Raw genomic sequence first — 24024 nt, 5'->3', positions numbered from 1 at the left:
ATGAGCCTGGACGATCTACCGCCGCGAACGCGCCAGCGGCCCGCCCGCGAGTCCGAGATCAAGCGCATCGACCGCGCGCCGCCCGCGGTCGCGAAGATCACGCGCGCGGAGGAGCTGCGCCTGCAACTCGCCGACGATATCGTGCGCGGCGCGCTGGCGCCGGGGGCGCCGCTGGACGAGACCGAGATCGCCAAGCGCTTCAACGTCTCGCGCACGCCGGTGCGCGAGGCGCTGCGTCAATTGGCGACGTCCGGGCTGATCGAGGCGCGTGCGCATCGCGGCGCCGTCGTGGCGCGGCCCTCGGCCGACCGCCTCACCGGCATGTTCGAGGCGATGGCCGAGCTCGAGGGCCTGTGCGCCGGTCTCGCGGCGCAGCGCATGACGCCAGTCGAGCGGCAGCGGCTGGAAGCCATCCACGAGGAGCTGCGCAATCTCAGCCACGCCGGCAATCCCGAGCGCTTCCACGAGGTGAACGAGCGCTTCCACAACGCGATCTATGCCGGCGCGCACAATGCCTACATCGCCGAGATCACCCTGGCGACGCGGGTGCGGGTGCAGCCGTTCCGCCGCGCCCAGTTCCGCAATCTCGGCCGCCTTGCCAAGTCGCATGCGGAGCACGACCGCGTTGTCGTCGCCATCCTGCGCGGCGACAAGGCCGGCGCGGCGAACGCGATGCGTGCCCATATCGAGCTGGTGCGCGGCGAATACGAGATCTACGCGGTGTCGGTGTAGGTTTTCGTTCGAGCGGTAGGGTCGGCAAAGCAGCCGCCGTTCGGCGGCAGCGTGCCCACCGTCCCACGGCGAGCTGATCACCAGCGGCATGGTGGGCACGGCGCCGCTGCTATCTCGCTCGGCGAGAGCGTGTGAACGCGCCTTTGCCCACCCTACGATTTTGCGCGTGGAGCCGTCAGTCCTTCTGCGCCATATACGCGCGCCAGCCGCCGAACTCGGAGATGTCGCGCGCACCACCGAGCGCGGCGGGCTCGACGAGGAATCCTTTGGCGGTGCGGCCATCCGCCAGCCGGATGGTGCCGATCGACAGTGGCGGCGGGATCAGGTTGACGAATTGGCCGAAGCCGGCGGCCGACAGCGCCCAGATCTCGACCGCCATGGCGCTGCCCTTGCCATCGTCGATGCGCAGCATGCCGGGCTTGGGCGGCGTGGTCGACAGCGCATAGAGCTTGTAGTCCGGCGCGGTGGTCGTCGCCTCGAGCAGACGCCCGCCGAGGCTGGTCAGCTCGTGGTTCAATGCCATGCCCGAGAGATGCGCGCCGACGACGACGATGGCGATCTCGTCGCCATGCAGTGACGGTGACACAGGCGCGAGCGGCGGCAGCGGGATCGACTTGGCGCCGACCGGCAGCGCCGTGTCGGCATGAAAGGCGCGCCCGAGGCTGGCGAGCGCCGCATCGCGCCCGGCCGGCGCGAGCAGCGTGACGCCGAACGGAATGCCGTCGCTGCGCATGGCGGCAGGCACGGCGAGCCCGCAAAGATCGAGCAGGTTGACGAAATTGGTGTAGGTGCCGAGCCGGCTGTTGAGCTCGATCGGGTTGGCGAGCACGTCCGCGGTGGTATAGGCGGTCGGCGCCGTCGGCAGCACCAGCGCGTCGACGTCTGCGAACGTGCGCTCCGCCACCTTCCGCAGCCCCTGCAGACGATACAGCGCGGCAAACGTGTCGGCCGCGCTACCGCGCGCGCCGCCGATGGTGATCTCGCGCGTCACCGGATGGATCGCGTCGGGATCGGAGGCGAGGAGATCGCGGATCACGAGATAGCGCTCGGCAACCCACGGGCCTTCGTAGAGCAGCCGCGCGGTCTCATAGAACGGCTCGAGGTCGAATTCGACGAGCTCGGCGCCGAGCTTGGCGAAGCGTGCGGCCGCGGCGGCATAGGCTGCTTCGGCGGCCTTGTCGCCGAAGAAGATCAACTGGCCCGAACGGGGAATGCCGAGCTTCACGCCCTTCGGAAAGGCCGTCACAGCGGCCACGGGGCGGTCGCGCGAAAACGGATCGAGCGGATCGGGCGCTGCCATCACCGACAGCGCCGCGACCGCGTCGTCGACCGTGAGCGAGAACACCGAGATGCAGTCGAGCGTGCGGCACGCCGGCACCAGGCCCGTGGTCGAGATCATGCCCAGACTCGGCTTCAGCCCGACGATGTTGTTGAGCATCGCCGGCACGCGGCCCGAGCCGGCCGTATCCGTCCCGAGCGACAGCGGCACGAGACCGGCCGAGACGGCCACGGCAGAGCCGGAGCTCGATCCGCCCGGCACGAGGTCGGCGCGCACAGGGTTCTTCGGAATGCCATAGGGCGAGCGCACGCCGACGAGGCCGGTGGCGAACTGGTCGAGATTGGTCTTGCCGACGATGATCGCGCCGGCCGCGCGCAGCCGCGCCACCGCGGTGGAATCGCGAGATGGCGTGTACGCGAAGGCCGGGCAGGCGGCGGTGGTCGGCAGGCCCGCCACGTCGATGTTGTCCTTCACCGCGACGGGGACACCGTAGAGCGGCAGCGATCGGTCCTTGTCGGCGAGGGTTTCGGCCTCCGCGAGCGCGTCCTTCTCGCCGCGCAGGCTGATGAAGATGGCGGGGTCGTTGTGCGCGCGAATCCGGGCGTAACAGCGCGCGATCGTGTCGCTTGGCTTTGTCAGGCCGGCGCGATGGGCGGCGACGATCTCGGCAATGGTCTCGGTCACGCGGCGCTCCGCGTCTCGTCCGAGCCCCAACTCTGGCCTGCCATTCTATTGCGCTCCGCTTCGCCAATCCTGCTGCGAACGTAGCAAGCCATGTGCCATTGTGTACACGGCCGGGATGCGGGCCCGACAAGGGAAAAATCTTGAAAGTCAGTGAGTTGGTATGCCGTCCGACAAGCGGTCGGGCGATCGGCCGCGGTTGCCGAAGGCGATTTGCCTAATTGATGGGCAGGTTGGGCGCCGCCGCCACCTAGTACCCGCGCCGCTCGGCCTCCCCGCCGGTGATGCGCGCGAGCCGTGCCTCGGTGGCCGAGCCCGTGCCACGGGCTGTCCGGAGCGATGCAGACGGCGGGCGGCTCACGGTGGCTCCCGACGACGGTGCGTCGTCAGCCCCACTGGGGAAGAACAGCAGCGCCACGCTCAGGCCGAGATTGACCAGCGCGCCAACCCACGTGCCGTGGTGCGATGATGTCGCCGCGTATTCGGGAAACCGGCCGGCGATCACGTAGTCCAGCACCATGACGGCAATCCAGGCCGGGATCACGCAGACCGGGTCCCAGCCGATGTCGCGGAAGCGCATCGCCTGCAGCATCAGGTTCGCGACCAGGCAAAGGCCAATCAGCACCATGATCGGCAAGCTCACCGTCAGCGCCGACGTCTGCGGGGCGAGCGCGGCAAGGCCGACGGCCACAACCACGATCATGACCACCGAAGCCAGCGCAAGACCGAGCGAGGCGAGAAAATATTGCAGACGGCCGAGACGCGCATTGAAACCGAAAATGAACCCCAACATCCGCCACTCCCCGCAGGCCGAGCCGCAATCGAGGGCGCGGCCGACATGGCATATCAGGCTGAAATTGCCGCCCGCCTTCGCCGATAATTAGAATTGCATCGATCGCGTGCGACGGCGCTTTCGCGCTGCGACATCCCGCGCGGCCGAAAATATATCGTTGCTAAAGCAACTAATCTGTGGAACGATCGACCCGATCAGCAATGAGGCGCGGAATGATCCGCGTCTCGAAGAAGGGACGGGAACGTGATGCGCAGCCTGCTCGACGCAGGCGCGGCCGCTTGCGCGCGCGCCAACAGATTGCCGCAGCGGACAGGGCGGCCGCTCGGCGGTGGCCGCCGAAGTGGCTCAGCTCGCGCCCGTGACGGCGTCGAGATTGTCGTGGATCCGGCGCAGCAGGGTGATCAGGACTTCCCGCTCATCCTTGTCGAGACAGGCGAGCAGACGCCGCTCGCGTTCCAGCGCGGCGACGATGACCTTGTCGTGCGTCGCGCGGCCCTTGGCCGTCAACGAAATCGAATGGCTACGGCCATCCGCCGGATCGTTGCGGATCGCGATCAGGCCGCGGCCCTTCATCAGCGCCAGGGTGCGGCTGACCGGCCCCTTGTCGAAGCCGATCACGCTGCAGATCCGCGAGGCCGGGATGCCCGGCTCGATCGCCAGCAGCGACATGATCCGCCATTCGGTGACGTTGACGCCGAAATTGCCCTGATAGAACGCGGTGGCGCTGTTCGACAGCTTGTTGGCGATGAAGGTGATGAAGGCCGGCACATAGCGGTCGAGATCGAGCGTGAGGCCGTGCCCCTCAGGCTCGCGCGGCGGCGCTTTGCGCGGCGTCCCGGATTTCTCGCTCATGATCCCCAGCGTCCATGCATCGCCACTCATACGGATACGAAAAGCCGCATGACAAGGCCAAACTTCGGGAGCTCCGCATGAACCCAACAGGTCTTTCCCCCGCTGCCGGCGTGGCGCCGGCCATCCCGCACCTCGCCATCGATCCGTTCTCATATGAATTCTTCGACGATCCCTATCCGGCGCATCAGGAGATGCGCGAGGCCGGCCCCGTCGTCCATCTGGACGCGTGGAACGTCTACGGCGTCGCCCGCTATGCCGAGGTCTATGCCGTCCTCAACGATCCCCAGGCATTCTGCTCCAGCCGCGGCGTGGGCTTGAGCGACTTCGCCAAGGAAAAGCCGTGGCGGCCGCCGAGCCTGATCCTCGAGGCGGATCCGCCTGCGCATACGCGCACCCGCGCCGTGCTGAGCAAGGTGCTGTCGCCGGCCGTCATGAAGCGGCTGCGCGACGGCTTCATGGCGGCGGCCGAGGCCAAGATCGACGAGCTCGTAGGCCGGAGCTCGTTCGACGCGATTCCGGATCTCGCGGAGGGCTATCCGCTGTCGGTGTTCCCCGATGCGCTCGGGCTGAAGCCGGAGGGGCGCGAGCATCTCATTCCCTATGCGAGCCTGGTGTTCAACGCCTTCGGTCCGCCGAATGAGCTGCGCCAGCAGGCGATCGAGCGCTCGGCGCCGCACCAGGCCTATGTCACGGAGCAGTGCCAGCGCGACAATCTCACGCCCGGCGGCTTCGGCGCCTGCATCCATGCCTTCAGTGACACCGGTGAGATCACGCCGGCCGAGGCGCCATTGCTCGTGCGCTCGCTGCTGTCGGCCGGCCTCGACACCACGGTCTATGGCATCGGCGCCGCGGTCTATTGTCTTGCCCGCTTTCCAGACCAATGGGCGCGGCTGCGCGCCGATCCGTCGCTGGCGCGCAACGCGTTCGAGGAGGCCGTGCGCTTCGAAAGCCCGGTGCAGACCTTCTTCCGCACCACCACGCGGGACGTCGAGCTTGGCGGTGTCGTCATTCCCGAAGGCGAGAAGGTGCTGATGTTCTTAGGTGCCGCCAATCGTGATCCCCGCCGCTGGGAGCAGCCGGACAGCTACGACGTCACTCGAAAAGTCTCAGGTCACGTGGGCTTCGGCTCGGGCATCCACATGTGCGTCGGTCAGTTGGTTGCGCGCCTCGAAGGCGAGGCGGTGCTGACGGCGCTTGCGCGCAAGGTCGGGAGCATCACGATGAGCGGCCAGCCGAAGCGCCGCTACAACAACACGCTGCGCGGGCTGGAGAGCCTGCCGGTGACGTTCACTCCAGCCTGCACTCCAGCCTGAGTCTTGCCATGACGACGATCACTTTCCTTCATCCCGACAACCGCAGCGAAAGCGTGGAGGCCGAGGACGGCGCCAGCGTCATGCTCGCGGCGCTGACCCACGGCATCGATGGCATCGTCGCCGAATGCGGCGGCAATGCCGTCTGCGCCACCTGCCACGTCTATGTCGACGACGCCTGGACAGCGAGGCTCGATCCGGTCTCCGACGACGAGGATGCGCTGCTCGATGGCACGGCGGCGGAGCGGCTGCCGAACAGCCGCCTGTCCTGCCAGATCAAGGTGCAGCCGGCGCTCGCCGGCCTGGTCGTGCGTGTCCCGGACAAGCAGAGCTGACGGCTTCGACAACAATCAAAACAAGCAACACATGGGGAAGGAACACATGAAGCAACTCAGGACCTGTGCGCTCGCGCTGGCCGCATCATTGGGCGTCTCGGCCGGAGCATCCGCCGGCGAGATCTCAGACAACGTCGTGCGCGTGGGCGTGCTCAACGACATCTCCGGCATCTTCCAGGACACCAACGGCATGGGCTCGGTCGAGGCCGCGCGCATGGCGGCGGAGGATTTCAACGGCGGCGGCAAAGGCATCAAGGTCGAGATCGTCTATGCCGATCACCAGAACAAGGCCGATGTCGGCTCGGCGATCACGCGGAAATGGCTGGATGTCGACAAGGTCGATGCCGTCGTCGACGTGCCCAATTCGGCCGTCGGCCTCACGGTCAACGAGCTGCTGCGCAACAGCCGCATGACATTCCTGGCCTCGTCGACCGCGAGCTCCGATCTCACCGGCAAGGCGTGCTCGCCCAACACCATCCAGTGGGTCAACGACGCCTGGGCGACCGGCAACACCACGGCGGCCGCGATGATGGGCCGCGGCGGCAAGGACTGGTACTTCATCACGGTCAACTACGCGCTCGGCCAGGGCATCGAGGCGGAGGCGACCAACTACATCGAGAAGCATGGCGGCAAGGTGCTGGGCTCGGCGAAGCATCCGCTCGGTACGACGGACTTCGCCTCGTTCCTGCTGCAGGCGCAGGGCTCCAAGGCCAAAGTCATCGGGTTGGCGAACGCTGGCGGCGACACCATCAACGCCGTCAAGCAGGCGTCCGAGTTCGGCATCCAGCAGGGCGGCCAGTCGCTGGTCGCGTTCCTGCTGTTCATCAACGACATACACGGCATGGGCTTGAAGGCGGCGCAGGGCCTGCAACTGCTCGAAGCGTTCTACTGGGACATGGACGACGATACCCGCGCCTTCGCCAAGCGGTTCGCGGCGCGCCCCGGCATGAACGGCAAGATGCCGAGCGGCAACCAGGCCGGCGTCTATGCCTCGACGCTTGCCTACCTCAATGCGGTCGCGGCCACCGGCAGCGACGATGCCAAGGACGTCGTTCCGCAGATGAAGACGGTGAAGGGCAAGGACAAGCTGTTTGGCGACACCATGATCCGCGCCGACGGCCGCGTGGTGCATCCGATGTATCTGTTCGAGGTGAAGAAGCCGGAGGAGTCGAAATATCCGTACGACTACTATCGTCTGGTCTCGACGATCCCGGCCGAGCAGGCGTTTCGTCCGATCGCTGAAGGTGGTTGCGCGCTGGTGAAGTGACGCTCTTTGCGGGTGCCATGCCGAGCATCCCAGCCGTCCGTGTCGTGCTGACGCGGCCGGCTTCTGCTGTGCTGCAGTATCCTTAACAAGCACTATAGTTCTTGCCTTTGCCCGTTTCCGGGAATTATGGTGCATGGGCCGATCGCGCGCAGGATGAGCGCCGTGCGACGGATGCTGCGGCGAAACGCCGCCGCGGGTCGTGCTGCTGCGTGGCGGCGACGAAACAACGATAAGAACGATTTGTCTGAGGGGAGGAAGACCATGAAGAGCTTCTGGCTGGCGGGCGCCGCGGCGCTGCTGTTTTCGAGCACGGCCTTTGCCGGCGACACCATCAAGATCGGCTTCGTCTCGACGTTCAGCGGTCCGACGGCCGTGATCGGCAACGACATGCGCAACTCGTTCGAGCTCGCGCTCGACCATCTCGGCCGCAAGATCGACGGCAAGCCGGTCGAGGTGATCTACGAGGACGACCAGCAGAAGCCTGACGTCGGCAAGCAGAAGACCGAGAAGCTGGTGCAGTCCGACAAGGTGGACTTCATCGTCGGCTACATCTGGTCGAACGTGCTCTTGGCCTCGCTGAAGACCGCGGTGGATTCCCAGACCTTCCTGATCTCGGCCAATGCCGGCCCGTCGCAGCTCGCCGGCGAATTGTGCTCGCCTTACGTGTTCTCGACCTCCTGGCAGAACGACCAGACGCCCGCCGCGATGGGCCTCTACATGAACCAGAAGGGCGTCAAGTCGGTGTTCCTGATCGGCCCGAACTATGCCGCCGGCAAGGACATGCTGGCCGGCGTGAAGAGCACCTTCAAGGGCCAGGTCGTCGGCGAGGAATACACGGTGTGGCCGAGCCAGCTCGACTTCTCCGCCGAGCTCTCCAAGGCGCGCGCCTCCGGCGCCGAGTCGATCTTCGTGTTCTATCCAGGTGCGGCCGGCGTGCAGTTCCTCAATCAATACGCGCAGGCCGGGCTCAAGGAGAAGATGCCGCTCTACACCGCCTTCACCGTCGACGAATTGTCGCTGCCGCTGCAGAAGGACAATGCGATCGGCGTGCCCGGCGCCCAGGAATGGGTCAACGACCTGCCGAACGAGCAGAACAAGAAGTTCGTCGCCGACTACCGCAAGAAATACACCGGCCTGCGTCCGACCTATTACGGCGCCCAGGCCTATGACGCGGCCCAGCTGATCAACAGCGCCGTGGTTGCGGTCAAGGGCGACACGTCCAAGAAGGACGCGATGAAGGCCGAGATGGAGAAGGCCAACTTCAAGTCGCTGCGCGGCTCCTTCAAATTCGGCAACAACCACATCCCGATCCAGAACTTCTACCTGCAGGACGTGGTCAAGGACACCGACGGCCAGCTCTCGTTGAAGACGGTCGCCACCATCGTCGAGAACGACCAGGACCGCTTCCACGACAAGTGCCCGATGAAGTGAGCGAAAAGAATTCCGAGCCAGCGGCCGAAACAGGCCTGGAATTTGCTTGAAGCTTAAAACATCTCCGGCCTAAGATCGGGACGGACATGGCGGCAGCGCCTGGAACGGGTTCTGCCGCCGTCTTTTTAAGCGTGAAGTGAGGGGCATGCTTCTCGTCGTCGAACAATTCCTGAACGGGCTGCAGTTCGGACTGCTGCTGTTCCTGCTGGCCGCCGGCCTGACGCTGGTGTTCGGCATCATGGACTTCGTGAACCTCGCCCACGGCTCGCTCTACATGATGGGCGCCTATTTCGCAGCGACGTTCGTGGCCTGGACCGGCAGCTTCGTGCTCGGTGCGGTCATGGCGCTCGGAGCCACGCTTCTGCTCGGCATCGTGCTCGAATTCACGGCACTGCGCCATCTCTATGGGCGTGATCACCTTGACCATGTGCTCGCGACGTTCGGCCTGATCCTCTTCTTCAACGAGGCCGTCCGGCTGATCTGGGGCCCGGCGGGACTGGCGCTGCCGCTGCCGTCCTGGCTCGCCTTCCCGGTCACGATCCTGCCCGGCATCCAATATCCCGCCTATCGGCTCGCCATCATCGTCGTGGCGCTCCTGGTGGCGCTGCTGCTCTATCTCGGGGTGATGCGGACGCGGATCGGCATGCTGATCCGCGCCGGCGCCTCCAACCGCGAGATGATCGGTGCGCTCGGCATCAACATCAAGCTGCTATATACGCTGGTGTTCGGCCTCGGCGCCGCGCTCGCGGGCCTCGCCGGGCTGATGCAGGCGCCGATCCTGACCGTGCAGATCGGCATGGGCGAGAACATCCTGATCCTTGCCTTCGTCGTGATCGTGATCGGCGGCATCGGCTCGATCCGCGGCGCCTTCATCGCCGCGATCATGATCGGCCTGATCGACACGATGGGCCGCGCCTTCCTGCCAAACCTGTTGCGCCAGGTGCTGAACTCGGCGGCGGCGTCCACGGCGGCGCCGGCGATGTCGTCGATGCTGATCTATCTCCTGATGGCGATCGTGCTGGTGGCGCGGCCTGAAGGTCTGTTTCCGGCCAACCGCAGATGAAATCACAGCTCAACGTCTCAAGCCTCGTGGCCGCACTCGTCGTGGCCGGCCTGGTGCTGCTGCCGGTCTATTCCAACCTCTCCGGCAACATTTTCATCCTCACGCTGTTCACCCGCATCGTGATCCTGGCGCTGGCGGCCGTCAGCCTCAACCTCATCATGGGCTATGGCGGCATGATGAGCTTCGGCCATGCCGCCTATCTCGGCATCGGCGGCTACGCCGTCGGCATCCTGGCGCAAGAAGGCATCGGCTCCGGCTGGGCGCAGTTCGCGGTGGCGATCGCGGTGTCGGCGCTCTATGCGCTGGTGATCGGTGCGCTTTCCCTGCGCACCCGCGGCGTCTATTTCATCATGATCACGCTGGCTTTCGCGCAGATGGCCTACTACGTCGCGTCCGGCCTCGCCCGTTACGGCGGGGATGATGGGCTCACCGTCTACAAGCGCAGCGATTTCGGTGGCCTGATCAACCTCGGCAACCGCGTGCAGTTCTATTATCTCTGCCTGTTCTGCCTGCTTGCCGTCGTGGTGCTGATCTGGCGCATCGTCAATTCGCGCTTCGGCCTCGTGCTGCAGGGCCTGCGCTCCAACGAGCAGCGCATGCAGGCGATCGGCTTCCCGTCGAAGCGGTACAAGCTGGCGTGCTTCGTCATCGCCGGCATGCTGTGCGGCCTGTCCGGCGCACTGCTTGCCAACAATACCGATTTCGTCAGCCCTGCCGTGATGTACTGGACCCGCTCCGGCGATCTCATGGTGATGGTCATCCTCGGCGGCATTGGCACCCTGATGGGGCCGGTCGTCGGCGCGGTGGTGTTCCTGGTGCTGGAAGAGGTGCTGTCGCAGATCACCGAATATTGGGCGCTGATCATGGGGCCGCTGCTGCTCCTGATCGTGCTGTTCGGCCGCGGCGGCATCATGGGCATGCTCGGGAGATTGAACCGTGGCTGAGCCGCTGCTTCGCGTCGACAATCTCGTGCGCCGGTTCGGCGGCATCGTCGCCACCGATCACGTCTGCCTGGACGTTGCCAAGGGCGAGGTCCACGCCATCATCGGGCCGAACGGCGCCGGCAAGACCACGCTGATCAGCCAGCTCACCGGCCACCTGGCGCCGCATGCGGGGCGCATTTTCTTAGGCGGCCGCGACATCTCGCATTTCCCCGCCTATAAGCGCAGCGCACTGGGGCTGGCGCGTTCGTTCCAGATCACCTCGCTGCTGACCGACTTCACCGCGGCCGACAATGTCGCGCTGGCGGCGCAAGCCCATGACGGCAAGCACTCGTTCCGTTTCTTCGCAGCCGCGCGCAAGGACAAGCCGCTGCGCGCCGCCGCGCACGCCGCGCTGGAGCGCGTCGGTCTCGGCCATCGCGCCGACGTGCTGGTCTCGAAGCTCAGCCATGGCGAGCAGCGCGAGCTGGAGCTCGCGGTCGCGCTCGCGACCAAGCCGCAGCTCCTGCTGCTCGATGAGCCGATGGCCGGCTTGGGGGTGACCGAGTCGCAGCGCATGGTGAAGCTGCTCAATGAGCTGCGCGACGAGGTCTCGATCGTGCTGGTCGAGCACGACATGGAGGCGGTGTTCGCGCTCGCCGACCGCATCTCGGTGCTGGTCTATGGCCGCATCATCGCCTCGGGCAAGCCGGACGAGATCCGGCAGAACGAGGAGGTCAAGCGCGCCTATCTCGGCGATCAGCATGTGGTGGTCGGCCATGGTTGATCTGGGGACAAGCGCCATGCTGCTCGAGGTCGACGGCATCGAGACCTGTTACGGCCTGAGTCAGGTCTTGTTCGGCCTGTCGCTGGCGATCCGTCCCGGCGAGATGGTCTCGCTGATGGGCCGCAACGGCATGGGCAAGACCACCACGATCCGCTCGATCATGGGCCTGACCCAGGCGCGCGCCGGCCTGATCCGCTTCAGCGGCCAGGAGACGCGAAAGCTGCCGTCCTACAGGATCGCCCAGCTCGGCATCGGCCTGGTGCCGGAGGGACGGCAGATCTTTCCGAATCTGACCGTCACCGAGAATCTCGTAGCGGCTTCGGCCAACCGGCTCGGCGCGTCCGATCCTTGGACGCTCGACAAGATCCACGCGCTGTTTCCGCGGCTCGCCGAACGCGGCAGCAACATGGGCAACCAGCTCTCCGGCGGCGAGCAGCAGATGCTGGCGATCGGCCGGGCGCTGATGACCAACCCAAAACTCCTCATTCTCGACGAGGCGACCGAGGGGCTGGCGCCGTTGATCCGCGAGGAGATCTGGAACTGCCTGTCGCTGCTGAAATCGCGCGGGCAGTCGATCCTGGTGATCGACAAGAATGTCGAGCATCTGACCCGCATCTGCGACCGCCACTATATCATCGAGCGTGGCCGCACGGTGTGGCACGGCACATCGGACCAACTGATGGCCGAGCCGGAGCTGCAGCACCGTTATCTCGGTATCTGAGGGCGGAGCGCTGCCGGCTATGACGACGTGGAAGCGGATTGACTCAAATCAAGATCGCGTCGCGCGAGGGGCGTAGATTTCATAGTCGTGCTGGCATGCGCCGATTTTTCGCATTGAGGCGCGGCGTGGACGGGATTATTCTTCAGGGTAGTACTTTGTTTCACCCTTTACCAAAGGTTGAGCAAATGCGTGCGCCTCATCTCCGAATCGAAGCACCGAAAAAGCCCGCGGCCAGTCTGCGCAGCTTCTGGTCTGCTCATTCCGACCTCGAGACGGCGCTTTGTCTCGCCTTCATGCTGATCGTCGGAATCATCGTCAAGATGACGCCGCCAACCTAGGCGCCGCCGATCTGCGCATCGCCGCCTCCGCGCTCAGCGGTCGAACGGGATGTACTTCTGGTATTCCTTCGGCACCCGGCTGCGATAGCGCGAGGGCACCTTGCCGCTGCGCAGGGAGTCTTCGACTTCCTGCCGGGTGGTCTTGGTACGCTTCTTCTTTTTCGTGGCGGCCGCATCGGCGGCCGGCTTTGTCTCGGCCGGCTTTTCGGTCGTGGCTGCCGGCGCCGGAGCAGGTGCCGCCGCGGCAGGGGAGGGACTTGGCGTCGGAGAGGGAGTTGCGGCGGGAGCAGGCTGGGCCGGCGCATCCGCTGCCGGTGCGCTCTGCGCCATGGCCGCTCCGGACGCAAGACTCACGACCAGCATGCTTGCCATTGCGATCCCTGACAACTTGATCATGACAACGAGACTCCCAACACAGCACCGGACGTGCCGACCTGATGAGGTCGTTCGCGCTCGGCCACCGGTTCATGCCACTGATGAATGGCCGCCGAGCGCCGACGATCCTCATCGCCTAAGATGAATTCGTGATGCCGTCTTTTTGAGCATATGCTGTGATTTGTTCCGTTGAATCGCAAGCATTTTCCGTGGCACGCGGATTGCTCTTCCAGTTGCTCAGAGTTGGCAGCTAGGGTTCCGGTTCTCGGTCGAGAACGCTGGTCCGAGAGCAGCCGCCAGGGGAGAGCCCTGGTGCACGGCGGGATAAAAACCCGGGAGACCTCAGTGGCCGCGCTTGGCAGGCACGAGGTTCTTCATGCCAGTCCGCGGTCAGAAAACCGATGAGGGACTGGACATGTTCAAAGCGCGAAATCTGTTTGTTGCCCTGCTCGCGGCATCGACGCTGGCGACCGCGTCGCTGTCATCAGCGTCAGCCGAGAAGAAGAAGGAATTCAACATCGCCTGGACGATCTATGTCGGCTGGATGCCGTGGCCCTATGCGGCCGAGTCCGGGATCGTCAAGAAGTGGGCCGACAAATACGGCATCACGATCAAGGTCACGCAGATCAACGACTACGTCGAATCGATCAACCAGTATACCGCCGGCAAGTTCGACGGCGTCACCGTCACCAACATGGATGCGCTGACCATCCCCGCTGCCGGCGGCGTCGACACGTCGGCCATCATCATGGGCGACTACTCCAACGGCAATGACGGCGTCGTGCTCAAGAAGGGCAAGACCATGGCCGACATCAAGGGCCAGAAGGTCAACCTCGTCGAGCTCTCGGTGTCGCATTATCTGCTGGCGCGCGGTCTCGAGACCGCGAAGCTGTCCGAGAAGAACATCAAGACGGTCAACACCTCGGACGCCGACATCGTCGCCGCCGCGAAGTCGCCGGACACGACGGCCGTGGTCACCTGGAATCCGCAGCTGCTGGAGGTGAAGGCCGAGCCTGGCGCGACGCTGGTGTTCGACTCCAGCAAGATCCCCGGCGAGATCGAGGATCTCATGGTCGTCAACAGTGCGACGCTCAAGGACAATCCCGAGCTAGGCAAGGCGCTGGTCGGCATCTGGTACGAGACCATCGCGCTGATGAAGGACCAGAGCGAGAAGGGCAAGGCCGCGCGCGAGGCGATGGCCAAGCTGTCGGGCACCGATCTCGCCGGTTTCGAGACCCAGCTCAAGACCACGTTCATGTATTATGAGCCGAAGGACGCGCTCGCCTTCGTGACCGGACCGGAATTGCCGAAGATCATGGATCTCGTGCGCACCTTCTGCTTCGAACACAACCTGCTTGGCGAGAACGTGAAGTCGAAGGACGCGGTCGGCATCTCCACGCCAACGAAGACGCTGGGCGCGGCCGGCAATGTCAAGCTGCGCTTCGATCCGACCTTCATGAAGATGGCCGCCGACGGGAAGCTCTGAGCCGTCTGTCCGCTGCGCAACTCGTGTCACCCCTCACCCTGAGGAGCTTGCGTCAGCAAGCGTCTCGAAGGGTGAGGCCGAGGTGGGCCTCATGGTTCGAGACGGCGCTGCGCGCCTCCTCACCATGAGGAGTTAGGGAGCCATCCATGACGCGTGCGATGAACGTCGTCCCGAACCGGGGCAGCCGGCTGTTGCTGGCGCTGCTGCCGTTCCTGCTGATCGCGCTGATCTACGTGGTGGGGTCGGCGCAGCGGCGTGCGGACAATCCGGACGACAAGCTGCTGCCGCCGGTCTCCGAGATGGTCGCGACCTCGAAGCGGCTCGCGACCGAGCCGGATCGTCGCTCCGGCGACTACGTGCTGTGGTCGGACACGGCCGCGAGCCTGCAGCGGCTCGCGCTCGGGCTCGGCATTGCCGCCGTCATCGGCCTCGTGCTCGGACTCGCCATCGGCTTGCTTCCGATCGCCGGCGCCGGCTTCGGCACGCTGATTGCGGTACTGTCGATGATCCCGCCGATGGCGGTGCTGCCGGTTCTGTTCATCGTGTTCGGCCTCGGCGAGCTGTCCAAGGTGGTGCTGATCATCATCGGCGTTACGCCGACCCTGGTGCGCGACCTCTCGCTCGAGGTGCAGAACATGCCGCGCGAGCAGCTGATCAAGGCGCAGACCCTGGGCGCCTCGACCTGGCAGGTCGCGATCCGCGTCGTGCTGCCGCAGATCATGCCACGCCTGATCCAGGGGCTGCGGCTCATGATCGGTCCGGCCTTTCTGTTTCTGATCTCGGCCGAGGCGATCGCCTCCGATGTCGGGCTCGGCTACCGCATCTTCCTGGTCCGGCGCTATCTGTCGATGGACGTGATCCTGCCCTACGTCGTCTGGATCACCTTGCTCGCCTACATCCTCGACTATGCGCTGGTCTGGTTCGGACGGCGCGCTTTTCCCTGGGCCTATGCGCAAGGGAGCCACTGATGAGCACGCTGTCCTTCCGCAACGTCTGGGTCGAATACGGCAACCAGGTCGTGCTCGAGCGCATCAATCTCGAGATCGCCTCTGGCGCGTTCCTGTCGATCGTCGGTCCCTCCGGAGCCGGCAAGAGCACCTTCCTGCGCCTGATCCTCGGCCAGGAGAGGCCGACGCAAGGCTCCGTGCTGCTCGACGGCCAGCCGTTCCCGGCCGAGCCGGGGCCGGACCGTGGCATCGTGTTCCAGCGTTATTCGGTGTTCCCGCATCTGACCGTGCTCGGCAACGTGCTGCTCAGCTATGAGCTTGCCGGCAGCCCGTTCACGGCGCGGCTGTTCGGCACGGCGCGCAAGCAAGCGATCGAGAACAGCCGCGCGCTGATCGAGGCGGTCGGTCTCGGCGCTCACACCGACAAATATCCGAGCGCGCTGTCCGGCGGCATGCAGCAGCGGCTGGCGATCGCGCAGGCGCTGGCGAAACAGCCGCGCGTGCTGCTGCTCGACGAGCCCTTCGGCGCGCTCGATCCCGGCACCCGTGCGCAGATGCATGGGCTGATCAAGCCGTTGTGGCGCGAGCACAACATGACCATCGTGATGGTCACCCACGATATCAAGGAGGCGTTCGGCCTCGCCACCCGGCTGATCGCGCTCGACCGCCCGCGCAAGGATCCGCAGGCGCCCGAGCGCTTCGGCGCGCGCATCACCTACGACCTCGATCTCACCCGCGACAGCGCGGTGCCCGTGCTCGGCTTCATCCGCGCCAGCCTGCAGGCGGCGCAATAGTCAGTTCAAGAAACGTCGAAAGAAACGAAGGAGAGTCTCCATGTCATTTCCACTCATGCGCCGGTCGCACCGCGCCGGATTGCACGCGCAGCGCCGGCTCATGCGGCGTCACCATCCGGACTTCGACAAGATGGCGACGCAAGGCTGGCAGGCGCTGGAGGCCGAGGGCAGGCTGCCGAGCAATGGCTGGCGCAGGGAGAAGCAATGGGCGCTCGACATGGGTTTGCCCGGCGCCGACACGCTGACGGATCGCGAGATCCCGACCTTTGCGCGCGGCGAGCTGCCGCATTTCGCCGGGATCAACACCTTCATGAAAGCGCCGTATGTCGAGAACGTCCGCGACGTCGGCAAATACGACGCCGCGGTGATCGGCATCCCCTTCGATTCCGGCACCACCTATCGGCCCGGCACCCGCTTCGGGCCGCAGGGCATCCGCCGCATCTCCGCGCTGTACACGCCCTACAACTACGAGCTCGGCGTCGACCTGCGCGAGCAGATGACCCTGTGCGATGCCGGCGACGTCTTCACCATCCCCGCCAACCTTGAAAAGAGTTTTGACCAGATCAGCCGCGGCGTCGCGCATGTGTTCTCGTCCGGGGCGCTGCCGATCATGCTCGGCGGCGACCATTCGATCGGCTTTCCCTGCGTTCGCGGCATCGCGCAGTGTACCGACAAGCGCATCGGCATCATCCATTTCGACCGCCACATCGACATCCAGGAGAAGGATCTCGACGAGCGCATGCACACCACGCCCTGGTACTGGGCGACCAACCTGCCGAACGTGTCGCCGACCAATCTTGTGCAGCTCGGCATCGGCGGCTGGCAAGTGCCCCGCGAGGGCGTCGAGGTCGCGCGCAAGCGCAACACCAACGTGCTGACCATCGCCGACATCGAGAAAATCGGCCTGGAGAAGACCGCCGAAATCGCACTCGAGCTGGCGTGGAAGGACGCCGACGCCGTCTACATCTCGTTCGACGTCGACTCCATCGATTGCGGCTTCGTGCCCGGCACCGGGTGGCCCGAGCCCGGCGGCTTCCTGCCGCGCGAGGCGCTGAAGCTGCTCGGCCTCGTCGCCGCCGAAGGCCTGTGCGGGCTCGAGGTCGTGGAGGTCTCGCCACCCTACGACACCTCGGACATCACCGCGCTGATCGGCGTGCGCGTCGTCGTCGAGGCGCTCGGCTCGATGGTCGCCCACGGCAAGCTCGGCAGCCACAAGTCCATCATCAACAAGCCGGTCAGCTTCTGAGGCTCGCGATGCGTCATCATCACCACCATCACGGCCATCATCATCACGATCATGGCCATGCGCATGATCATGATCACCACCATGACCACGATCACCCCCCGCACGGTCCCGGTCACAACCATCCCCACGGCGGCCGCTCGCCGGTACAGTGGCAGACGCCGCATCAACCGGACGGCGCCAAGCCCGCCGCGGCGGCCGAACCGGATCTCGACAAGGTCGAGGCTGCCTTTGTCGACGGCTTCATCGCCGCGCCGGATCCGACCAGCTTCCTGCGGCTGGCGCGGGTCCCGTTCGAGATCCTGCGCGACGGCACGAGCCTCAAGCTGCTGCGCGTCGAGATCGACGCGCTGACCGATGTCGGCAGCCTGACGCCGCATCTCGGCGGCGGCACCTTCCGCTACGATCCGCTGCCGTCGAACTTCGTCTCCCGCCGCCGCCGGTTGCGCTTCGTCTATTTCGATGGCGCCAGCCTCAAGCCGCTCACCTACGCGGAGCTGCGGGAAATGGAATGAGCTTACCGCAGCGGCGTTCGCTTGAGCGCCGCTGCGAGGGCCTCGAAGCGGTCGACGACCTCCGGCAGCACATAGGATCGCACGGTGGACGCCGCTGCGACGCCGATCAGCAGCACGATGACATATTGAGCGGCGAGCAGGAGGGCGACGCGCCGCAGCCATGCCAGCCGCGGCCGGCGCTCGGCAGCGCGAGCGGGGCTCTGCGGCGCATCGGGAGCTGCAAGCAGCAGGTCGTCTCGGTCTCGCGAGACCTCGGACATCAGCTCAGTACCCCGACAGAATCTGTTCGAGGCGGGATTTGAGCCGCTTGTTGGTGCGTTCGCGGTCGCGCAGCGTGCGAGCCCATTCCAGCGAGACGACCTCGCTCTCCTTGTCGAAGGCGAGGCCGGCGCCGGCACCGTCGCGCCACACCATGCGGGCCGGCCGCGACCATCCGCGCCGTTCGATCGTGACGTCGACGCGGTCGGGCAGCAGCACGCTCCCTTCCAACTCGATCTTGATGCCTCGGTTGTTGAAGTTGCGCACGACGCAGGCGAGCGTCGAGCAGCCGGCGTTGAATGTCAGAACGCCGCCATAGTAGACGCGTTGGCGGGCCTCGTTGCGACGGTTGTCCATGACACGTCCTCCAGTCACTTAACGATCTATTAAGCAATCGGAGGGTGTGTGGCCACCATCGGCGGTATGAAAATGACGGCGGTGGTTAACGCATGCCGGGATGTGCCGGCATTGACGTTGCGCGCGTTCACCCTCGCGCAAACATCCTGGCCTCTTTGGCGATGACCGGCTTCACAGCTTCACCCAGCCGCGCGGCGGCCGCGTCGACCGACAGGCCCGCTGTATCCACGACGGCGTTGGCCCTTGCGTACAGCGGCTCGCGGCTGGCGAGGATGTTGCGCAGCTCGGCCATCGCCGAGCGGTCGTCGGCCATCGGGCGGAGGTCGCCCTGCTTGCGCACGCGCCCCATGTGCTCCTCCGGCTCGGCCTTCAGCCAGATCGTGTAGAACGAGGTCAGGATCAGGTCGAAGGTCACCGGTTCGGAGACGATGCCGCCGCCGGTCGCCAGCACCATCGGCTCCTTGCGCGCGAGCAGCTGCACCAGGGCGGCCTGCTCCATGCGGCGAAAGCCTTCCTGGCCGTAGAGCGCGATGATCTCGGCAACCGACAGCCCGTTCTGCCGCTCGATCTCCTTGTTCAGCTCGACGAAGCTCCAGCCGATCCGCGCCGCCAGCATCTTGCCGAGCGTCGACTTGCCGGCACCGCGCAGGCCGATCAGCGCAATGCCCGAGAACGAACGCCGCAGCGGCGCCGATGCGCCGCCGGCAAGCAGCTCCTTGACCTCGGCGATCTGGCTCGGGCTCGCCTTCTTCAGGAGATCGCGAATGACTGGCCAGTCCGGCGATGGCTCGCCGCCGGGGATGATGTCGTCGAGCGGCGCGTTGATCGCGTTGGCGATGCGGCGCAGCAGCACGATCGAGACATTGCCCTTGCCGCTCTCGAGCTGGGCGATGTAGCGCTCGGAAATCCCGGAGACCTCGGCCAGCACCTTGCGAGACATGCCGGCGAGGCCGCGCATCCGCCGCACCCGCTGGCCCAGCTGGTCGAGGAAATCGGTCTCGGCCGCGGACTGGCCGTCGTCGCGCGGGGCATCGCTGTGTGGCGTCATATCCCTGAGGTACTCTTTTGAGCAGGAAACATAATGCCGGGGAGGATTGACAGCAAGCGATGTTGGTGGCCTTGTATGAATTATAATTCAAAAATCCGGGGAGAATGCCGTGAAGTCGTACAATGCGGTATCGTGGTTGCTTGACCGCAATGTCGAAGCGGGGCGCGGCGACAAGCTCGCCTACACGGACACGGTCTCCGAGCTGACCTATCGCGGTTTGCAGCAGCAGACCTGCCGCGTCGCCAACATGCTGCGTCGCCTTGGCGTCCGCCGCGAGGAGCGCGTGGCGATGATCATGCTCGATACGGTAGATTTCCCCGCGGTGTTTCTTGGCGCCATGCGCGCGGGCATCGTCCCGGTGCCACTCAACACGCTGCTGACCTCGGAGCAATACGCCTATGTGCTGGCCGACTGCCGCGCCCGCGTGCTGTTCGTGTCCGAGGCGCTGTATCCGGTGGTGAAGGACATTGTCGGCCGGATGCCCGATCTCGATTGCGTCGTGGTCTCCGGCGCCAATGCCTTCGGCCACAAGCTGCTCACCGAGGAGCTCGCGCGCGAGAGCGATCAGTTCGACACGGTCGCCACCCACGAGGACGAGCCGGCGTTCTGGCTATATTCGTCGGGCTCGACCGGCATGCCCAAGGGCGTGCGCCATCTGCACGGCAATCTCGCCGCGACGGCGGAGACCTATGCCAGCCAGGTGCTCGGCATCCGCGAGAGCGATGTCTGTCTGTCAGCCGCAAAGCTGTTCTTCGCCTATGGCCTCGGCAATGCGCTGACTTTCCCGCTCTCTGTCGGTGCAACCACGATCCTCAATTCCGAGCGTCCGACGCCGGCGCTGATGTTCAAGCTCCTCAACCGCTACAATCCGACCATCTTCTACGGCGTGCCGACCTTGTTCGCCGCGATGCTGCACGATGAGTCGCTGCGCCATGAGAAGGCCGGCAGCGCTCTGCGCATCTGCACTTCGGCCGGCGAGGCGCTGCCGGAATCGGTCGGCAATGCCTGGAAGGCGCGGTTCGGCGTCGACATTCTCGATGGCGTCGGCTCGACCGAGCTGCTGCACATCTTCCTGTCCAACGTGCCCGGGGACATCAAATACGGCTCATCGGGGCGCCCCGTGCCGGGCTATCAGGTTCGTCTTGTCAACGAGGCCGGTGAGGGCGTGCCGGACGGCGAGGTCGGCGAGATGCTGGTGCACGCGCCCTCGGCTGGCGAAGGCTACTGGAATCAGCGCCACAAGACCCGCTCGACCTTCGAGGGCTATTGGACGCGCACCGGCGACAAATATGTTCGCGATGCCGATGGCCGCTACACCTTCTGCGGCCGCTCCGACGACATGTTCAAGGTCTCCGGCATCTGGGTGTCGCCGTTCGAGGTCGAGAGCGCGCTGATCACGCATCCCTCCGTGCTGGAGGCTGCCGTGGTGCCGGAAGCCGATCCGGAGGGCCTGCTGAAGCCGAAGGCCTATGTCGTGCTGCGCCCGAGCGTCGATCGCTCGACCCTGCACGAGGCACTGAAGGAACACGTCAAGCAGAAGATCGGCCCGTGGAAATATCCGCGCTGGATCGAGGTGGTGGAATCCTTGCCGAAGACCGCGACCGGCAAGATCCAGCGCTTCAAGCTGCGCGAGGGGGCGAGCCAGTAATTGGTCTTCCTGCCCGTAAGTTGGCCCTGCTTTTAGTTGTCGTCATGGCCGGGCTTGACCCGGCCAACCATCCCGCCGCGACGAAGAAAGGCGTGGATGCCCGGGCCTTCGCCGCGTCGAAGCGGCTTCGGCCGCGCAGGCGGGTCAAGCCCGGGTATGACGAAGGAGAGAGTGACCGTGCAGCTTTCACCGAACGGCTTCCTCACCATCGACTCCGCCCAGCTCGAATATCGTCTCATCGGCCCGCAGCCGTCCGACGCCCCTTGCATCGTGCTGCTGCATGAAGGGCTGGGCTCGGTCGGCCTGTGGGGCGACTTCCCCGACAAGCTCCAACAGGCCACCGGCGCCTCCGTGCTCGCCTATTCCCGCGCCGGCTACGGCGCCTCGAGCCCGGTCACTCTGCCGCGCCCGCTCGACTACATGCAGCGCGAGGCGCGCGATGTGCTGCCGAAGCTGCTCGACGCGATCGGCTTCCGGCGCGGTCTTCTCGTCGGCCATTCCGACGGCGCCTCCATCGCGGCGATCTATGCCGGCAGCCACGCCGACCATCGCCTCCAGGGTATCGTGCTGATCGCGCCGCATGTCATCGTCGAGGACGTTTCGGTGTCGTCGATCGCCGCGATCAAGACCACTTACGAAACCACGGAGCTGCGCACCAAGCTCGGCCGCTGGCACAAGGACGTCGACAATGCGTTCCATGGCTGGAACGGCGCCTGGCTCGATCCGACGTTCCGGACCTGGGACATCACGGCTGACCTCGCCTACATCCGCGTCCCCGTGGCCGTGATCCAGGGCGTCGATGACCAGTACGGCACCCTCCGCCAGGTCGAGATCCTCCAGGAGGAGTGCTACTGCCCGGTCGAGGTGACGATGCTGCCCAAGACCGGCCATTCCCCGCATCGCGAGGCGCCCGAGGCGACCCTGCGCGTTATCGCCGAGTTCGCCGCAGCCAGCTTGCCGTCACCGGCATCACAAACATGAAACAAAGTGCATGTTCTGGCATTTAACGGTAGACGCCAGTCATAACATGAATTATTGTGCATCTCAACGATAAGCACTCCAACGAAGGGTGACTCATGGCCGGGGAAGACCGCGTGCTCGCGGGAGGCAAGACGTTCATCGATTTTCAGACCGATCCCTCCCGCTACAAACATTGGAAGCTCTCGATCGATGGCGACGTGGCGACGCTCGCCATGGATGTCGACGAGAATGGCGGCCTGTTCGAGGGCTACCAGCTCAAGCTCAATTCCTATGATCTCGGCGTCGACATCGAGCTTGCAGATGCCGTGCAGCGGCTGCGCTTCGAGCACCCGCAAGTGAAGGTCGTGGTGCTGCGCTCGGCCAAGCCGCGCGTGTTCTGCGCCGGCGCCAACATCCGCATGCTCGCGGGCGCGACCCACGCCCACAAGGTGAACTTTTGCAAGTTCACCAACGAGACCCGCAATGGCTTCGAGGATTCATCCGAGAATTCCGGCCAGCGCTTCATCACCGTGGTGAACGGCACCGCGGCCGGCGGCGGCTATGAGCTCGCGCTCGCCACCGATCACATCATCCTCGCCGATGACGGCTCGTCTTCAGTGTCGCTGCCGGAGGTGCCGCTGCTCGCGGTGCTGCCCGGCACCGGCGGCCTGACGCGCGTCGTCGACAAGCGCAAGGTGCGCCGCGACCGTGCGGACGCGTTCTGCACGACGGAGGAGGGCGTCAAGGGCAAGCGCGCCGTGCAATGGCGTCTCGTCGACGAGATCGCGCCGAACTCCAAGGTCGATGCCAAGGTCGCCGAGCGCGCCAGGGAGTTCGCGGCCGCATCCAAGCGCAACGGCAGCGGCAAGGGCGTCGCGCTCACGCCGCTCAAGCGCATCATTGACGCGAGCAGCGTGCGCTACGGCTTCGTCAATGTCGACATCGACCGCGCCGCCCGCATCGCCACCATCACGGTCTCAGCTCCCGAGGCCGCGCCGCCGGCCGACATCGACGGCATGATCGGGCAGGGCGCCTCGTTCTGGCCGCTGCAGGTCGCGCGCGAGCTCGATGACGCCATCCTGCATCTGCGCATCAACGAACTCGGCATCGCAATGCTGGTGTTCAAGTCGCAGGGCGAGAACTCCCAGGTCCTGGCCTACGACGCCTTCCTCGAAGCCAACAAGGCGCATTGGCTGGTCAACGAGATCAGGCACTATTGGAAGCGCGTGCTCAAGCGCATCGACGTCACGTCGCGCACGCTGGTGACGCTGGTCGAGCCCGGCTCGTGCTTCGCCGGCACCTTGGCCGAGCTCGTGTTCGCCTCCGACCGCTCCTACATGCTGATCGGCACCATCCAGGGCGACAACCGCCCGGCGCCTTCCATCGAATTGTCGGCGATGAATTTCGGTCCCTATCCGATGAGCCACGGTCTGACCCGGCTGCAGTCGCGCTTCCTCGACGATCCCAACGGGCTCGAGCGCGTGCACGAGCAGGTCGGCAAGCCGCTGGAGGCAGATGAGGCCGAGGAGCTCGGCCTCGTCACCTTCGCGCTCGACGATATCGACTGGGAGGACGAGATCCGGGTCTTCCTCGAGGAGCGCGCCAGCTTCTCGCCCGACAGTCTCACCGGCCTCGAGGCTAATCTGCGCTTCGCCGGTCCCGAGACGATGGAATCGAAGATCTTCGCTCGCCTGACCGCCTGGCAGAACTGGATCTTCCAGCGCCCCAACGCGGTCGGCGAGGAGGGCGCGCTCCGGCGCTACGGCACCGGCGAGCGGCCGCAATACGACATGACGCGCGTGTAGTTATCATCCGTCATGGCCGGGCTTGGCCCGGCCATGACGGGCTCATCGACACGAACGACGTGGATGCCCGGCACAAGGC

General features: G+C 65.5%; 24 protein-coding genes, 1 pseudogene and 1 riboswitch. Of the genes and pseudogenes, 18 read left to right on the top strand and 7 right to left on the bottom strand.

Annotation, left to right across the window (positions count from 1 at the left end; all coding sequences use genetic code 11):
• Positions 1-732 carry a GntR family transcriptional regulator gene (locus ACQR1H_RS25355; protein WP_315801626.1) on the top strand — a complete coding sequence of 244 codons (732 nt, stop codon included), beginning with the start codon at positions 1-3 and terminating at the stop codon, positions 730-732.
• Between the two features lie 175 nt (positions 733-907).
• Here the strand turns inward: ACQR1H_RS25355 and atzF are convergent, their stop codons facing one another.
• From atzF to ACQR1H_RS25340, 3 genes are all read right to left on the bottom strand, one after another.
• Positions 908-2695: an allophanate hydrolase gene (gene atzF, locus ACQR1H_RS25350; RefSeq protein WP_434908367.1), complete on the bottom strand. Its 1788-nt coding sequence runs from the start codon at positions 2693-2695 to the stop codon at positions 908-910.
• Positions 2696-2942: 247 nt separating this feature from the next.
• Positions 2943-3485, bottom strand: a complete 543-nt coding sequence (locus tag ACQR1H_RS25345) for a DUF805 domain-containing protein (RefSeq protein ID WP_434908366.1) — start codon at positions 3483-3485, stop codon at positions 2943-2945.
• Between the two features lie 345 nt (positions 3486-3830).
• The gene (locus ACQR1H_RS25340) at positions 3831-4337 is read right to left on the bottom strand and encodes a MarR family winged helix-turn-helix transcriptional regulator (protein WP_315801623.1); all 507 of its coding nucleotides are present in this window, start codon (positions 4335-4337) and stop codon (positions 3831-3833) included.
• Between the two features lie 77 nt (positions 4338-4414).
• Here ACQR1H_RS25340 and ACQR1H_RS25335 point away from each other — a divergent pair, with 77 nt between their 5' ends.
• The 9 genes from ACQR1H_RS25335 to ACQR1H_RS25295 all read left to right on the top strand — a co-directional run bounded on the left by ACQR1H_RS25335 (position 4415) and on the right by ACQR1H_RS25295 (position 12509).
• Entirely contained in the window at positions 4415-5650 is a 1236-nt protein-coding gene (locus ACQR1H_RS25335) for a cytochrome P450 (RefSeq protein WP_316237363.1), read from the top strand.
• 8 nt (positions 5651-5658) lie between these two features.
• A complete protein-coding gene (locus ACQR1H_RS25330) occupies positions 5659-5982 on the top strand; it encodes a 2Fe-2S iron-sulfur cluster-binding protein (protein WP_316218739.1) in 324 nt (107 codons plus the stop codon).
• A gap of 46 nt (positions 5983-6028) precedes the next feature.
• Complete coding sequence (locus ACQR1H_RS25325; RefSeq protein ID WP_315801620.1) at positions 6029-7249, top strand: ABC transporter substrate-binding protein; 1221 nt, start codon at positions 6029-6031, stop codon at positions 7247-7249.
• A gap of 261 nt (positions 7250-7510) precedes the next feature.
• The gene (locus ACQR1H_RS25320) at positions 7511-8680 is read left to right on the top strand and encodes an ABC transporter substrate-binding protein (RefSeq protein WP_316182030.1); all 1170 of its coding nucleotides are present in this window, start codon (positions 7511-7513) and stop codon (positions 8678-8680) included.
• Positions 8681-8825: 145 nt separating this feature from the next.
• Positions 8826-9743 (top strand): branched-chain amino acid ABC transporter permease, encoded by a 918-nt coding sequence (locus tag ACQR1H_RS25315; RefSeq protein WP_315801618.1) that lies wholly within the window; start codon positions 8826-8828, stop codon positions 9741-9743.
• Positions 9740-10687, top strand: a complete 948-nt coding sequence (locus ACQR1H_RS25310) for a branched-chain amino acid ABC transporter permease (protein ID WP_316218740.1) — start codon at positions 9740-9742, stop codon at positions 10685-10687. The genes ACQR1H_RS25315 and ACQR1H_RS25310 overlap by 4 nt, the downstream gene beginning before the upstream one ends.
• Complete coding sequence (locus tag ACQR1H_RS25305) at positions 10680-11450, top strand: ABC transporter ATP-binding protein (RefSeq protein ID WP_316218741.1); 771 nt, start codon at positions 10680-10682, stop codon at positions 11448-11450. Before ACQR1H_RS25310 ends, ACQR1H_RS25305 begins: the two co-directional genes overlap by 8 nt.
• A gap of 16 nt (positions 11451-11466) precedes the next feature.
• Complete coding sequence (locus ACQR1H_RS25300) at positions 11467-12171, top strand: ABC transporter ATP-binding protein (protein ID WP_315801771.1); 705 nt, start codon at positions 11467-11469, stop codon at positions 12169-12171.
• Between the two features lie 38 nt (positions 12172-12209).
• Positions 12210-12509 (top strand): hypothetical protein, encoded by a 300-nt coding sequence (locus ACQR1H_RS25295; RefSeq protein ID WP_316218742.1) that lies wholly within the window; start codon positions 12210-12212, stop codon positions 12507-12509.
• Between the two features lie 33 nt (positions 12510-12542).
• Here the strand turns inward: ACQR1H_RS25295 and ACQR1H_RS25290 are convergent, their stop codons facing one another.
• A complete protein-coding gene (locus ACQR1H_RS25290) occupies positions 12543-12905 on the bottom strand; it encodes a hypothetical protein (RefSeq protein ID WP_316182025.1) in 363 nt (120 codons plus the stop codon).
• Between the two features lie 218 nt (positions 12906-13123).
• A riboswitch (guanidine-I (ykkC/yxkD leader) is annotated at positions 13124-13225 on the top strand.
• A 74-nt stretch (positions 13226-13299) separates the two neighbouring features.
• Here ACQR1H_RS25290 and ACQR1H_RS25285 point away from each other — a divergent pair.
• The 5 genes and pseudogenes from ACQR1H_RS25285 to ACQR1H_RS25265 form a co-directional block, all read left to right on the top strand.
• On the top strand, positions 13300-14370 hold the full coding sequence (locus ACQR1H_RS25285; protein ID WP_316218743.1) for a putative urea ABC transporter substrate-binding protein: 1071 nt from the start codon (positions 13300-13302) through the stop codon (positions 14368-14370).
• 146 nt (positions 14371-14516) lie between these two features.
• On the top strand, positions 14517-15338 hold the full coding sequence (locus ACQR1H_RS25280) for an ABC transporter permease (protein WP_434908365.1): 822 nt from the start codon (positions 14517-14519) through the stop codon (positions 15336-15338).
• Positions 15338-16111 (top strand): ABC transporter ATP-binding protein, encoded by a 774-nt coding sequence (locus ACQR1H_RS25275; RefSeq protein ID WP_434908364.1) that lies wholly within the window; start codon positions 15338-15340, stop codon positions 16109-16111. The genes ACQR1H_RS25280 and ACQR1H_RS25275 overlap by 1 nt, the downstream gene beginning before the upstream one ends.
• 40 nt (positions 16112-16151) lie before the next feature.
• The gene (locus ACQR1H_RS25270; protein ID WP_315801610.1) at positions 16152-17357 is read left to right on the top strand and encodes an arginase family protein; all 1206 of its coding nucleotides are present in this window, start codon (positions 16152-16154) and stop codon (positions 17355-17357) included.
• Between the two features lie 143 nt (positions 17358-17500).
• Positions 17501-17869, top strand: a pseudogene (locus ACQR1H_RS25265) (hypothetical protein); the annotation flags it as partial.
• Between the two features lie 2 nt (positions 17870-17871).
• Here ACQR1H_RS25265 and ACQR1H_RS25260 read toward each other — a convergent pair.
• From ACQR1H_RS25260 to ACQR1H_RS25250, 3 genes are all read right to left on the bottom strand, one after another.
• A complete protein-coding gene (locus tag ACQR1H_RS25260) occupies positions 17872-18129 on the bottom strand; it encodes a hypothetical protein (protein WP_316182020.1) in 258 nt (85 codons plus the stop codon).
• 4 nt (positions 18130-18133) lie between these two features.
• Complete coding sequence (locus ACQR1H_RS25255) at positions 18134-18484, bottom strand: PilZ domain-containing protein (protein ID WP_315801608.1); 351 nt, start codon at positions 18482-18484, stop codon at positions 18134-18136.
• Between the two features lie 127 nt (positions 18485-18611).
• The gene (locus ACQR1H_RS25250; RefSeq protein ID WP_315801607.1) at positions 18612-19532 is read right to left on the bottom strand and encodes a helix-turn-helix transcriptional regulator; all 921 of its coding nucleotides are present in this window, start codon (positions 19530-19532) and stop codon (positions 18612-18614) included.
• 109 nt (positions 19533-19641) lie between these two features.
• On the opposite strand from ACQR1H_RS25250, the gene ACQR1H_RS25245 reads away from it, so the two are divergent.
• The 3 genes from ACQR1H_RS25245 to boxC all read left to right on the top strand — a co-directional run bounded on the left by ACQR1H_RS25245 (position 19642) and on the right by boxC (position 23945).
• Positions 19642-21180 carry a benzoate-CoA ligase family protein gene (locus tag ACQR1H_RS25245; RefSeq protein WP_316237356.1) on the top strand — a complete coding sequence of 513 codons (1539 nt, stop codon included), beginning with the start codon at positions 19642-19644 and terminating at the stop codon, positions 21178-21180.
• Positions 21181-21357: 177 nt separating this feature from the next.
• Entirely contained in the window at positions 21358-22161 is an 804-nt protein-coding gene (locus ACQR1H_RS25240; protein WP_434908363.1) for an alpha/beta fold hydrolase, read from the top strand.
• 95 nt (positions 22162-22256) lie between these two features.
• On the top strand, positions 22257-23945 hold the full coding sequence (boxC, locus tag ACQR1H_RS25235; protein WP_434874026.1) for a 2,3-epoxybenzoyl-CoA dihydrolase: 1689 nt from the start codon (positions 22257-22259) through the stop codon (positions 23943-23945).
• The last annotated feature ends 79 nt before the right edge of the window (positions 23946-24024 follow it).

It is taken from the genome of Bradyrhizobium sp. HKCCYLRH2015, from assembly GCF_051168215.1.
In the GTDB taxonomy this organism is placed as follows: domain Bacteria; phylum Pseudomonadota; class Alphaproteobacteria; order Rhizobiales; family Xanthobacteraceae; genus Bradyrhizobium.
The sequence above is the reverse complement of the archived record's forward strand: the minus strand, read 5'-3'. Positions and strand labels throughout refer to the sequence as shown.